The sequence below is a fragment of the Pseudoalteromonas sp. SS15 genome (genome assembly GCF_049257195.1).
Taxonomy (GTDB): Bacteria; Pseudomonadota; Gammaproteobacteria; order Enterobacterales; family Alteromonadaceae; genus Pseudoalteromonas.
This window is the reverse complement of record NZ_JBMMUD010000002.1, coordinates 359,102-370,995: the sequence shown is the minus strand read 5'-3', so window position 1 is coordinate 370,995 and position 11,894 is coordinate 359,102. Positions and strand designations below refer to the sequence as shown.

General features: G+C 41.3%; 13 protein-coding genes. 3 read left to right on the top strand and 10 right to left on the bottom strand.

Features of this window, described 5'->3' with window-relative positions:
* Positions 1-19: 19 nt before the first annotated feature.
* The 3 genes from dxs to AAEU28_RS05950 form a co-directional block, all read right to left on the bottom strand.
* Positions 20-1,879, bottom strand: coding sequence for a 1-deoxy-D-xylulose-5-phosphate synthase (dxs, locus tag AAEU28_RS05960; protein WP_421963326.1), 1,860 nt, complete (start codon positions 1,877-1,879; stop codon positions 20-22).
* A gap of 105 nt (positions 1,880-1,984) precedes the next feature.
* The gene (gene ispA / locus AAEU28_RS05955) at positions 1,985-2,872 is read right to left on the bottom strand and encodes a (2E,6E)-farnesyl diphosphate synthase (RefSeq protein WP_421963325.1); all 888 of its coding nucleotides are present in this window, start codon (positions 2,870-2,872) and stop codon (positions 1,985-1,987) included.
* Between the two features lie 9 nt (positions 2,873-2,881).
* On the bottom strand, positions 2,882-3,124 hold the full coding sequence (locus AAEU28_RS05950) for an exodeoxyribonuclease VII small subunit (protein ID WP_138480290.1): 243 nt from the start codon (positions 3,122-3,124) through the stop codon (positions 2,882-2,884).
* 326 nt (positions 3,125-3,450) lie between these two features.
* Here AAEU28_RS05950 and pomA point away from each other — a divergent pair, with 326 nt between their 5' ends.
* The 3 genes from pomA (at position 3,451) to AAEU28_RS05935 (ending at position 5,869) form a co-directional block, all read left to right on the top strand.
* The gene (gene pomA / locus AAEU28_RS05945; protein WP_058030839.1) at positions 3,451-4,218 is read left to right on the top strand and encodes a flagellar motor protein PomA; all 768 of its coding nucleotides are present in this window, start codon (positions 3,451-3,453) and stop codon (positions 4,216-4,218) included.
* A gap of 1 nt (position 4,219) precedes the next feature.
* Positions 4,220-5,149 carry a flagellar motor protein MotB gene (locus AAEU28_RS05940; RefSeq protein WP_138480292.1) on the top strand — a complete coding sequence of 310 codons (930 nt, stop codon included), beginning with the start codon at positions 4,220-4,222 and terminating at the stop codon, positions 5,147-5,149.
* Positions 5,150-5,362: 213 nt separating this feature from the next.
* The gene (locus AAEU28_RS05935) at positions 5,363-5,869 is read left to right on the top strand and encodes a hypothetical protein (RefSeq protein WP_421963324.1); all 507 of its coding nucleotides are present in this window, start codon (positions 5,363-5,365) and stop codon (positions 5,867-5,869) included.
* Positions 5,870-5,932: 63 nt separating this feature from the next.
* Here the strand turns inward: AAEU28_RS05935 and AAEU28_RS05930 are convergent, their stop codons facing one another.
* From AAEU28_RS05930 to AAEU28_RS05900, 7 genes are all read right to left on the bottom strand, one after another.
* A complete protein-coding gene (locus tag AAEU28_RS05930; RefSeq protein ID WP_421963323.1) occupies positions 5,933-6,796 on the bottom strand; it encodes a hypothetical protein in 864 nt (287 codons plus the stop codon).
* Positions 6,797-6,852: 56 nt separating this feature from the next.
* Complete coding sequence (locus AAEU28_RS05925; protein WP_421963322.1) at positions 6,853-8,058, bottom strand: aromatic amino acid transport family protein; 1,206 nt, start codon at positions 8,056-8,058, stop codon at positions 6,853-6,855.
* A 183-nt stretch (positions 8,059-8,241) separates the two neighbouring features.
* A complete protein-coding gene (gene lipA, locus AAEU28_RS05920) occupies positions 8,242-9,207 on the bottom strand; it encodes a lipoyl synthase (protein ID WP_421963321.1) in 966 nt (321 codons plus the stop codon).
* A complete protein-coding gene (gene lipB / locus AAEU28_RS05915; protein WP_421963320.1) occupies positions 9,204-9,857 on the bottom strand; it encodes a lipoyl(octanoyl) transferase LipB in 654 nt (217 codons plus the stop codon). The genes lipA and lipB overlap by 4 nt, the downstream gene beginning before the upstream one ends.
* Before the next feature lie 9 nt (positions 9,858-9,866).
* Positions 9,867-10,145, bottom strand: coding sequence for a DUF493 family protein YbeD (gene ybeD, locus AAEU28_RS05910; protein WP_058030832.1), 279 nt, complete (start codon positions 10,143-10,145; stop codon positions 9,867-9,869).
* Positions 10,146-10,341: 196 nt separating this feature from the next.
* Positions 10,342-10,917 carry a hypothetical protein gene (locus AAEU28_RS05905; protein ID WP_421963319.1) on the bottom strand — a complete coding sequence of 192 codons (576 nt, stop codon included), beginning with the start codon at positions 10,915-10,917 and terminating at the stop codon, positions 10,342-10,344.
* 75 nt (positions 10,918-10,992) lie between these two features.
* Positions 10,993-11,799, bottom strand: a complete 807-nt coding sequence (locus AAEU28_RS05900; protein WP_421963318.1) for a hypothetical protein — start codon at positions 11,797-11,799, stop codon at positions 10,993-10,995.
* Between the last annotated feature and the right edge of the window lie 95 nt (positions 11,800-11,894).

Genomic DNA, 11,894 nt, shown 5'->3' with positions numbered 1-11,894 from the left:
TTTAAAACTTCAGTGTTTATTACAATAACGCTTTAATTCGCTGCTCGATTGAATCAGCACATAAGCCCATTTCAGCGTGCATTTCGTCTTGTGTACCATGCTTGATAAATTCATCAGGTATACCAAATAATGACACAGGAGTATGAATACCTTTTGAACCAAGGAACTCCATCACAGCACTGCCAGCCCCACCGGCAATGGCATTATCTTCAAGACAAACAAAGCGATCATGGGTTTTGCTCAGCTCAACAAGTAATGCTTCATCAAGTGGCTTAACAAATCGCATATCAACGAGAGTTGCATTTAAGTTTTCAGCGGCTTGCTTGGCATTATGAAGTAGTGTGCCGAAACTTAAGATGGCCACTTTCTCACCTTCACGGATCACATTGCCTTTACCAATTTCAAACGCTTGCATCTGCGTTTGTACATCACTATCACCGGCACTACCACGAGGGTAACGCACTGCAACAGGTTGGTTACACTGGTAACCAGTGTAAAGCATTTGACGGCATTCGTTGGTATCACTTGGTGCCATGATGATCATATTTGGAATACAGCGCATAAAGCTTAAATCATATGCACCTTGGTGAGTTTCACCATCCGCGCCAACAATACCTGCGCGGTCAATTGCAAACAGCACTGGTAAGTTTTGTAGCGCGACATCGTGGATCAGTTGGTCATAAGCGCGTTGTAAGAAGCTTGAGTAGATAGCAACTACAGGCTTAAGGCCTTCACATGCGAAACCTGCACCTAGGGTTACAGCGTGTTGTTCAGCAATGGCAACGTCAAAGTATTGGTCAGGAAACTCTTTCGAGAAACGCACCATACCTGAACCTTCACGCATCGCTGGCGTAATCGCCATAAGCTTAGAGTCTTGCGCTGCCATATCGCATAACCAATCACCAAATACTTTTGAAAAAGTAGGGGCGCTAGGTTTAGATTTTGGCAAGCTATGGATGCTTGGGTCGAATTTTGGCACACCGTGGTAACCAATAGGATCGGCTTCAGCTGGTTTGTAACCTTTACCTTTTTGCGTCTTGATGTGCAGGATCTGAGGGCCTTTCAGGTTACGCATATTTCTTAGCGTATCTACCAGCATATTGACGTCATGACCATCAATTGGACCAATGTAATTTAAACCAAGCTCTTCGAAGAAGGTGCCAGGAATAACCATGCCCTTTAGATGCTCTTCCATACGGCTGGCAAGCTCTTTTACAGTCGGTACACCAGAAAGAATTTTCTTACTGCCTTCGCGAATATTAGTGTAAAAGCTACCAGAAAGAATGCGTGCAAAGTGGTTGTTTAGTGCGCCTACATTTTCAGAGATAGACATCTCATTATCATTTAAGATAATCAGCATGTCGGATTTAATATCTCCGGCGTGGTTCATGGCTTCAAACGCCATACCAGCGGTGATCGCTCCATCACCTATAACAGCAACGGTTTTACGGCCTTTACCTTCTTTCTGTGCAGCGATAGACATACCTAATGCAGCGGAAATAGAGGTACTTGAATGACCCACGCTGAAGGTGTCGTATTCACTTTCTTCACGATAAGGGAAAGGGTGCAACCCATCTTTTTGACGGATCGTGTGCATCGCATCACGACGTCCCGTTAAGATTTTATGCGGGTAAGCTTGATGGCCCACATCCCAGATTAATCTATCTTCAGGTGTGTCATACACGTAATGTAAAGCCACAGTCAATTCGACGGTGCCTAAACCTGAAGCCAAGTGACCACTGCTCTGCGAAACCGAATTAAGTAAGTAATCTCTTAATTCGTCGCTCAGCTTACCCAGTTGGGGCTGTGGTAATTGACGTAATTGCGCCGGTTCATCAACCAAGGCGAGTAATGGGTACTTGCTACTGTCCAGTTTCATTCTTTCAACATGTGTCCTACGCAAACCTTGTCCGATTATATACAAAGGTTTACTTAATTTTTATAAATTTTGTTCTATTCGTCATCAATACGTCATGAAAGCGTATTAGTGATCACGCTCAATTATATATTTCGCAAGCTCTGCCAATACATCGGTATTATGAGGTATTGTATCAAGTGCAGACAGAGCATCTTCGACCAATAGATGTGCTTTTTGTTTTGCACCATCTAGTCCAAGCAAAGCCGGATAAGTTGACTTGTGATTACCTAAGTCTGAGCCTTGCGGCTTTCCTAATACGGCGGTATCACCTTCGATATCTAAAATATCATCTTGTACCTGAAAAGCGAGGCCAAGATTTTTACCATATATATCGAGGGCAGTAATTATTTCTGACTCGACATCCGTAGCGCACAAGGCGCCCAACTTAATTGCACAATTTAACAATGCGCCGGTTTTAAGTCGATGAATACGTTCAAGCTCTGCAAGGGTAATTGACTTTTCTGTCGCTGAAATATCAAGGGCTTGTCCGCCCACCATACCCTGCAATCCAGATGCAACGGCAAGCGTGTTAATCATCTTGATTTGTTGCTTTGCCGGTACTGAAAATTCATGTTCACTTAAAAATTCAAACGCTAAGGTTTGTAGCGCATCGCCTGCTAAAATTGCCTGTGCTTCATCATAAGCAATATGACAAGTCGGTTTGCCTCGACGCAAGTCATCATCGTCCATAGCCGGTAAGTCATCGTGGACCAATGAGTAGCTATGAATGCATTCAATCGCAGCAGCGGCGACATCAAGGTCAGCTTCTTTAGCACCTAACAGTTTGCCTACAGTGTAAACCAAAAAGGGCCTTAATCTTTTACCGCCATTATTGATGCTGTAGAAAGTTGCTGATTTTACGGTTTCATCGGTATCTAATGGCAAAGAGAAGTAATTACTGATGTAACTATCTAAACGGTTTTGTGCCGTATTTATATGCTCGAATAAGTTCACTGCGGGGTCTTAATCTAATTGATTTGGCATTGGTGTTACTGGTGTCTCAGGGTCATTGCCCATCAGGATTGAGACTTTTTGCTCAGCACTGCTTAACTTTTCATTAGACGCATTGGCTAATTGAACACCACGTTCAAATTGCTTTAAAGATTGTTCTAAAGTCAGACTACCTTGTTCCATAGCCTGTACAATGCCTTCTAATTCGGCCATTGCTTCTTCAAAACTTAGATTTTCAGGTTTTTTTGCAGCCATAGTACATCTTGCCCAGCAATTTATTATAGAGGTAGCAATTTTAGGAGGATTAGCGACTCAGGTCAAAGCTTGTTACTGGCAATCGTGGTGGATCGGTTTATTTTTTGCCTTATGTGGGCTTTAATCGAATTTTAACAACGTAATTGAGTTAAGATATTCAAGATGTTGCCGATAAAAGTCTTACTGAAAGCTAGGCTTTTCACTGTAACATAGGCACAAGGTTTGCAAATATTCGAATTAAGCATGATATTTGTAGTTGCCACTCAAAAAATTGACTTCGAGTGTCATAATAAAAAAGTAATGATAAGTATTCTCTGGAGGGGATAGTGGATTTAGCAACCGTTATCGGAATAGTAGGTGCAATAGGTTTGGTCATCATGGCGATGTTCATGAGTAGTAATGGTGACTTGGCCATGTTTGGTGATGGCCCATCTACCGTCATTGTATTCGGTGGCTCTATTTTCATCGTACTCTCGAACTTCACCATGAGCCAATTCTTAGGCATTGGTAAAGTTGTTGGCAAAGCCTTTATGTTCAAGATTGAATCTCCAGAAGAGCTTATTGAGAAAGCAGTTGAATTGGCTGACTCGGCTCGTAAAGGTGGCTTTTTGGCTTTGGAAGAAGCCGAAATACCCAATGCTTTTATGCGCAAGGGCGTAGATATGTTAGTAGACGGTCATGATGCTGACGTTGTACGCGCCACTTTATTAAAAGATATTTCACTCACTACCTCTCGACACGAATTAGGCGCTAACTTATTTAAATCTTTGGCAGACATCGCCCCTGCGATGGGTATGATCGGGACGCTAATTGGTCTAGTAGCCATGTTATCAAACATGGATGACCCAAAAGCGATTGGTCCTGCAATGGCGGTAGCACTACTTACAACGTTATATGGTGCGTTCCTTGCGAACGTAGTTGCTATTCCTATTCAGGCGAAACTTGAATTGCGTAAAGATGAAGAAGAACAAAATCAACGCTTAATCTTGGATGCAATTTTGGGTATTCAAGATGGTCAAAACCCGAAAGTAATCGAAGGTATTCTGAAGAACTACCTACCTGAGTCGAAACGCGGCAGCGACAAGGAGGAGTAGTATGTCAGACGAACAAGAATGTAAATGTCCCCCCCCCGGGCTACCCGCTTGGATGGGAACATTTGCTGATCTAATGTCACTCTTGATGTGTTTCTTCGTTCTGCTGTTGGCTTTCTCTGAAATGGACGTGTTGAAATTCAAACAAATAGCAGGTTCTATGAAGTTTGCTTTTGGTGTGCAAAATAAAATCGAAGTAAAAGACATCCCCAAGGGTACCAGTGTGATAGCTATGGAGTTCACACCTGGTAAACCTGAGCCAACTCCCATCGAAACTATCCAACAGCAGACGGTAGAGATGACGCAGCAAATGTTGGAGTTCCAGGCAGGTGATGAGGCCTCAGCAGGTGGTCGTCAAGAGCAACGCGGTAATAAGCGCGGTGGCGAATCGCAAAGTACTTCACAAGAGCAATCTATGGAGCAGGCCATTTCGGCAGCCGATCAAGAGCAGGTGAATGAATTGGTGAAGAAAATTGCTCAGCAAATGGAAAAGCAAATCATGGATGGCGCAATAGAACTTGAATCTCTTGGACAACAGATCATTATTCGCATTCAAGAAAATGGTGCTTTCCCTTCTGGTAGTGCATTTTTACAGCCAAAGTTTAAACCGATCATTCGTGAAATCGCTGAGCTTTTAAAAGATGTGCCAGGAGAAATTACTGTATCAGGTCATACTGATGATTTTCAGGTGACCAATGAGCTTTATTCTAATAATTGGGATTTATCTGCAACCCGTGCGGTTGCCGTGGCAAGTGAAATGGTGAAAGCCCCTGGGTTTGATAAAAATAGAATGGTTGTTGTTGGTCATGCTGATACACGCCCACTTGTGCCGAATGAGAATGACACAGATAGACGTCGTAATCGCCGTGTCGAAATCTCTATTCTACAAGGTAAAGCGAAAGAATCTGATCCTATCGAATTGCGTGGTAATTAATTTTTTCATTCTTAAGTATTGTATTCTTGATAGATGGTTGGAATTCAGCTAATTTGAAGGTGAACCATCTATCAAGGAGAAAATACGATGTCTATTCTAAGTAAATACGCTTACATGCCTGGTAATAACGGCGATGGTGCTGATGACAATGATGAGCCACCAAAGTCTGAAGAAAAATCGTTAGATTAATCATCTGAAGATTAACTGCCAAATATGTCATTCGATTTAAACAGCACTTACTTTAATCAGTTTTTGTTATTGGTAAGAGATCATGCGACTTTACTGACGTTTGTTTCTGTTGCTCTGTTTGCATTATTAAGAGATGACAAAGCCCTTAGGTATGCGGCACTGTGTGCCGCATTTTATGTGATTGGTTACTTTTCTTTTCCTTTGGTCAAAAAAGTTGATGCCGATCTATATGTCATTCGTTACATTTATTGGGCGTTGAGTGACATCGTTTTTATGGCTATCTTGGCTGTCTGGGCATTGAAAGACAAAGTGTATTTGTGGCAAAGCGTATTGGCACAACTCATCGTGCTTCCTGCACCTATCATGCAGTTATTTAGATTGGTAGATAGGCATTATCTTGATTTAAGTTACTCGACCTACCTTTATAAAAGTATCTTACCTTTAGTGAATATTCTCACCGTCATCTTGTGTTTTCTGCCCGTGATGTACCTGTTAAAAAACCGAGTAAACCAACTGCAAGTGAAGGGATAGTGTTTCACCATTTTAAGCGCCTAGCTAACCCTGCAAACTGGTTTAGATATTACTATCCTTAAATTAATTTATATCAATATCAGTGATTGCAACATTAATCCCCGTATCTGATCCAGCAGAAGTTTGAGCTGCTAACTTAACAAATGTTTTATTTCCTTGGGCGTTTGGAATAACAATATCTGTCATAGCAAACTCACAGTTTTGGATTAATCTTTCTTGAGGCAAGTTGGCACTTAAACACATTGTTTTTGTAATGTTATTACTGCGTGTCTCTTCACAATAGGCGGGGTTTAAACTGCTGCTTAACTGATCATCAACCTCAATTAAAGAAAGTAAAATAGTAAAGTCAGTATCATTGCATGCTAACGGTACGACTCTTTGATTATTTGATAAGTCACCTTGTATAAACCTTTGTTCATCTGAATTCTGGTACCAGATGGTCAGTGCGCTTTGCAAAAGGTTTGTGGGCATTGAGTTGGGACTGCCTTTAGCACGCCAATCATTTAAAGAGTTCACTTCAGGCAGTGCAAATGAGACGCTAAGTTCTGGTATATATTTGAATTGTTGACCAACTTTGATTGTATTATTCTCAGCGCCTTGCCATGTATCTGTAACGTCTGCACCAAAAATATTCGCTACTTGCTCACACAGTGGTTCAGAGCCTTTGTATGATGTTTCTGCTAGGCTACTTGAGCGGTTTGTAAAGTAAGTTACTTGTGGCTTAGTTTGGAGCGTATCCCCCTCTATTTGCCAATAAGCAATGTTTGTTTCTTGCTTATTGAAATGCCTTTGCGCTGAGAAATTACTGCCACATTGGGCGTTTTCATTGACGGTAGGTGCTGTATTATCTTTTGATAGTGGTTCGCTGCCTCCGCCACCGCACGCGGTTAAAAAAGAGCAGGAAAGCAAGATTAGGGGGTATTTCATAAGACTTCCTTGAATTTGGGTTATCAGGCTTGCGCGATAACCCAAACTTTTTACCGTTAACCTAGCGCAGGAATAACGCCAAACATTTGCAAGCCTTGTGCTGCTATTATGACAACACCACAACAAGCTGCAAGGCTTAACCCAAATCGACCGCCTCTAACCTGATAGCCTTGTTCATTTGTTTGTTGCGCTCTTTGTACCCAGACCATAGCAACAGGCAAGAATATCGCTAAAACAACCAGTGCAATTGCCGCATACCCTAATGCGGTAATAAACCCTTGCGGATAGAATAAAGCGAAGCCAAGCGGGGGCACAAAGGTAATTAATGCCGTCTTCAATCGGGCGCTTTTGTTATCACCTTGTTTGAAAGCATCAGCAAAGAAATCAAATAGCCCAAGGCTTACACCTAAGAAAGAAGTCGCCAATGCTAGATCTGCAAAAATCGTGATCGACGTACTGACTTGTGAGCTGTTCACTAAACTAGAGACGCTGCCAATGAAGCCTTGCAGGCCTTCAGATTGTAAAAGTTGTGACTGGCTCATCATACCTTGGCTAATTAATTGCCAGAAGACATAAATAATTAAAGGGACGGAGGCACCGAAAATCATGACTTTTCTGAGTGAACGAATATCAACACCGACGTATTTTACAATTGATGGAATTGAACCATGAAAACCAAATGAAGTGAAAATCACAGGTATGGCTGAAATAAGTAGCCCTTGCTCTAGCGGCATTTCGAGCAAGTGCTGACCTTGTACATAAGGGGTCAGAACAAAGAATAGACTGCCCAGCACGATTACTTTAATGGCAAATAAAACACGGTTTAGTTTATCAACCGTTGAGGTACCCATGGTGACAATGGCTGCGACTAGTACAGCCACGAGTATAGAGCCGACTTGCGGGGCCACATCGACATCAAGCGCTGCATTTATTTTTGACTGTAACTGTGCGCCTCCACCTGCGATATATGCTGCACATAGCGCATAAAACAAAAAGACCATTGCAAAATTAGCGATATATTGCCCACGTTTGCCCAGTAGTGTCTTGGCAAGCGTATTGAGTGTGGCATCGGAGCTGGCGAATTGATGAAGCTCTAGCATTAATAATGCGGTATAGGTCATTAATAGCCATGTTAATAAAATCAGGATTAAAGATGCACTAAAGCCAATACCTGCAGAAGCGATAGGCAGTGCTAACATGCCCGCGCCTATGGTTGTGCCTGCGACAATTAGCATACTGCCGAGGGTTTTATTCTTTATCACATTATGCCCCTTTAAGTGTGAGAGAGCAGGCAAGATATAACGCAGAGCAAAAAATTGAAACTCCTTTGTTATAAATCAAGATACGTGTTTGTAATATATGTTTTACATTCTGCTGCACAGTATTGAGATTTAGACATAAAAAAACGCGATGACTCTGCATCGCGTTTTTTTCAAAAGTGGTGATTACTTCACTTCTTTACCTGCAGCTTGTTGGTCAGCATGATAGCTAGAGCGAACAAACGGACCACACGCTGCGTGGGTGAAGCCAATTTCGTCAGCGTAATCTTTTAATGCATCAAACTCTGCTGGTGGCACATAGCGTTTAACCGGTAAGTGGTGTTTTGAAGGTTGTAAATATTGACCTACAGTTAGCATGTCAACATTATGCTCTCGAAGGTCACGCAATACCTCTTCGATTTCAGATATTTCTTCGCCTAAACCCACCATTAAGCCTGATTTAGTTTTAACATTTGGATGCGCTTCTTTGAAACGGCGAAGTAGTTCTAAAGACCACTTATAATCTGCACCTGGGCGAGCCAGCTTATACAGGCGAGGTGCAGTCTCTAAGTTATGGTTGAATACGTCAGGTGGCGTTTCAGTTAAGATCTCTAACGCTTTTTCCATACGACCACGGAAATCTGGCACTAAGATTTCAATGGTGATCTCAGGATTGTGCTTACGAATAGCTTTAATACAGTCAGCAAAATGTTGTGCACCACCATCACGTAAGTCATCACGGTCTACAGACGTGATTACCACATATTTAAGCTTCATATCTTTGATGGTTAAAGCGAGTTTTTCCGGCTCTTGTGCGTCTGGCTTTAACGGACGGCCGTGCGCTACATCACAGAAAGGGCAACGACGAGTACAAATAGCACCTAAGATCATGAATGTCGCTGTGCCGTGGTTAAAGCACTCAGATAGGTTAGGGCATGATGCCTCTTCACATACTGAGTGTAACCCGTGGTTTCGCATTGCTTGCTTAATGCCTTCAATACGCTCACTTGATTTCGGTAAACGGATTTTAAGCCATTCAGGCTTTCTCAGCATTTCATCGCGTTCAGTTGGCATTACCTTAACTGGGATCAATGCCATTTTCTCAGCATCGCGAAGCTTTACCCCTGGCTCCATTTTTACTGGTTTACTCATTCGTTCTCGAACCCTTCTTTGTGTTCAACATGCTCAGCGTTAAGACGTTTGAGCATATGTTTAACAAGACCTTGCGCAACTTCATCAAGTTGCGACGGGCCATTTAATTCACTTGTTTGCACCATGTTCATACCCGCATAGCCACATGGATTTATGCGCATAAACGGGCTCATATCCATGTTTACATTCAATGCTAGGCCATGAAATGAACAGCCGCGACGAACGCGCAAGCCTAAAGATGCAATTTTACTGTCGTTGACGTAGACACCTGGTGCATCTGGTTTGGCGTAAGCATTAATGTCGTATTCTTTTAGCATATCGACAATGCACTTTTCTAGCCAAGTTACCAGCTCTCTTACGCCGATTTTAAGACGACGGAGATTAAACAGTACATACATCATTTGCTGACCAGGACCGTGATAAGTCACTTGACCACCGCGGTCAACTTGAATAACAGGAATGTCGCCCGGTGCTAAAACATGCTCTGCTTTACCTGCTTGCCCCTGAGTAAAAACAGGCTCATGTTCAACAAACCAGATCTCATCGGGACTGTTATCGTCTCGGGTATCAGTGAAGTCTTGCATTTTTTGCCAAATAGGCAGGTAACTTTGTAAGCCTAATTGGCGAACTATCACGGTACTTTGAGTCATGGTTAGCCTTTACAGTACGTAACGTACGTCTTCGATATTGCCAATTTCTGTATAGATTTGCTCAATATGCTCTTTTGAAGTGACGGTCGCGACCAGTGTCACCGACTCGTAAGTGCCTTTACTACTCGGTTTTACTTTAGGCGCATAGTCACCTGGTGCAATTGTTTGCAACTTTGCAAGGATCTGATCAGTCAGATTGACATTTGCTAGGCCCATAATTTTAAACGTGAATGGGCAAGGGAACTCTAAGTATTCGTCAAACTTAGTATTTTTAACTGGTTGAACCATGAAGGTGTCCTCATCGCAAATGGTGTGTAGTGTTTTTATTTCACACACGCTCAATAATGGCGGGCATTCTATCATTTTTGCGGCAAAAAAAAACGCCTCACTCAGGAGGCGCGCTGTATTGTTTAAATGTCTTATTTTAAGGATTGTAAAGAATTCTTGTGTTTGCTAACAAGATTGAGAAGTTCGAGCTAGATAGTTAAATGGAACTTCTCTTTAGATTAGCAATACAATTAATAACATTTATAAAAGCTACCAATAGAAAGATATGCATAGCTGCTAAATTTTTAAAGCTATCCCCTAAAAAGGCACTAGTAATCATAGTAAATGTAGCTACTAAGTAAATGCCAATAGTCGTGATTTTATGACTTTTTAAAATACTAACTAAAGATAGTGTTTCGCTTTGTTTCTGTAAGATCAAAATAAGCTTGCTCATATGATGAGCAATTAGTGGTATTAGTAATATATTTAACAGCACAAGCAGGTAATTATTCGAGATAACACCAAGCGTAATGATAATAATTAAAAAAGGTGTTAGCAGTATAGTAAGTTTATTTTTATCAAAATATATACTGACAGTTTTATGTAGTGCCATCCTATTGCTAGTGGCGATGATGTTTAAAGAGCAATAGGTAAGTATAACGATACCTGAGTAAAAACCGACAATTAGCAGAGCTCCTGACTCATAAAAGATAGACACAACTAAAGACAAAAAACTACATATGAGAAGGGCTGTTTTAAAGCTTCCCCTAAAATAATAATCAATGAAGTTCATTATATGATCCTAATTTCAAAATATTTAATAATTGTTTGATTCGCTGTATCAGCGAACCAAACATACCAGAGTCAGCTAACAAGGTACGACTTCATACCAATAATTGCAGCCACCTCCAGTGCAGACTGCATGACGGATTGTTTCTGAGCAAAATTCACTGCTACCTCCTCCAGCAGAGCCATTTCCGGTAGAACCACCACTTGAATTTCCATCTGAATTATTAGGATTGTTATTAATTTCGCACTGTTTAAGAGCTGCTTTAGATTCTAGGTAGCTCTCATAGCACTTCTTTTCTTGATTCATGAAAGCAACAAAGGTAGACATATATCCTGTCCAAGCAGCTGCAACAGATAGTTTAGATGGTTCACCAAGGGCTAATGCTGCTAATCCAAGTGATGCAGCTGCAACACCAAGCTTTGTATCTAAACTGCATGAAAACATTGAGCTAGTGCCATCATAAGCACGATTTTGCAACTCAGCTCTCTCTGCACTACAGTTATTTGTTGAATATGAAAATTGGCTAGAGTTTTTGATGAGTTCAAAGCCAGAGGAAAAATCACCTAGGCAAGGAATAGAAATTTCTCCATCATAGCAGTTTTGGTAGGGCATATTAGGTGTTTCATCAAAGTATTGGAGTTGTTTAAATGCAGCCCTTACATTTGCTGATACATTCCAAGGAGATGTATTTATATTGTTTATAGTGAGAACCTCTTTTTTAAAAGTTTTCTTACTATATCTTGTAACTGTAGCTGTTTTAGAGTTTATCTGAATATAACTTCCATCTTTGAAGTTATAACGGATCCCATCGGGTGATGGTTTAAGTGTTACGGTGTGTATGCCTCCTTCGAAGCGAAGTGTACTGCTTGATTCAGGCGTATACATCTTTCCATATGTATTTTCTTTAATTATGGAAGCATTTGCTACACCACAAAAAAAAAATAAACAGACAATATAGAAGGTTAACTTTTTTCATAACT

Excerpts from the sequence above, each read along its gene's own strand:
- ybeD (WP_058030832.1), bottom strand. The coding sequence starts at position 10,145 with ATGGTTCAACCAGTTAAAAATACTAAGTTTGACGAATACTTAGAGTTC.
- lipB (WP_421963320.1), bottom strand. The coding sequence starts at position 9,857 with ATGACTCAAAGTACCGTGATAGTTCGCCAATTAGGCTTACAAAGTTAC.
- AAEU28_RS05935 (WP_421963324.1), top strand. The coding sequence starts at position 5,363 with ATGTCATTCGATTTAAACAGCACTTACTTTAATCAGTTTTTGTTATTG.
- AAEU28_RS05905 (WP_421963319.1), bottom strand. The coding sequence starts at position 10,917 with ATGAACTTCATTGATTATTATTTTAGGGGAAGCTTTAAAACAGCCCTT.
- lipA (WP_421963321.1), bottom strand. The coding sequence starts at position 9,207 with ATGAGTAAACCAGTAAAAATGGAGCCAGGGGTAAAGCTTCGCGATGCT.
- AAEU28_RS05940 (WP_138480292.1), top strand. The coding sequence starts at position 4,220 with ATGTCAGACGAACAAGAATGTAAATGTCCCCCCCCCGGGCTACCCGCT.
- AAEU28_RS05900 (WP_421963318.1), bottom strand. The coding sequence starts at position 11,799 with ATGTATACGCCTGAATCAAGCAGTACACTTCGCTTCGAAGGAGGCATA.
- dxs (WP_421963326.1), bottom strand. The coding sequence starts at position 1,879 with ATGAAACTGGACAGTAGCAAGTACCCATTACTCGCCTTGGTTGATGAA.
- AAEU28_RS05950 (WP_138480290.1), bottom strand. The coding sequence starts at position 3,124 with ATGGCTGCAAAAAAACCTGAAAATCTAAGTTTTGAAGAAGCAATGGCC.
- AAEU28_RS05930 (WP_421963323.1), bottom strand. The coding sequence starts at position 6,796 with ATGAAATACCCCCTAATCTTGCTTTCCTGCTCTTTTTTAACCGCGTGC.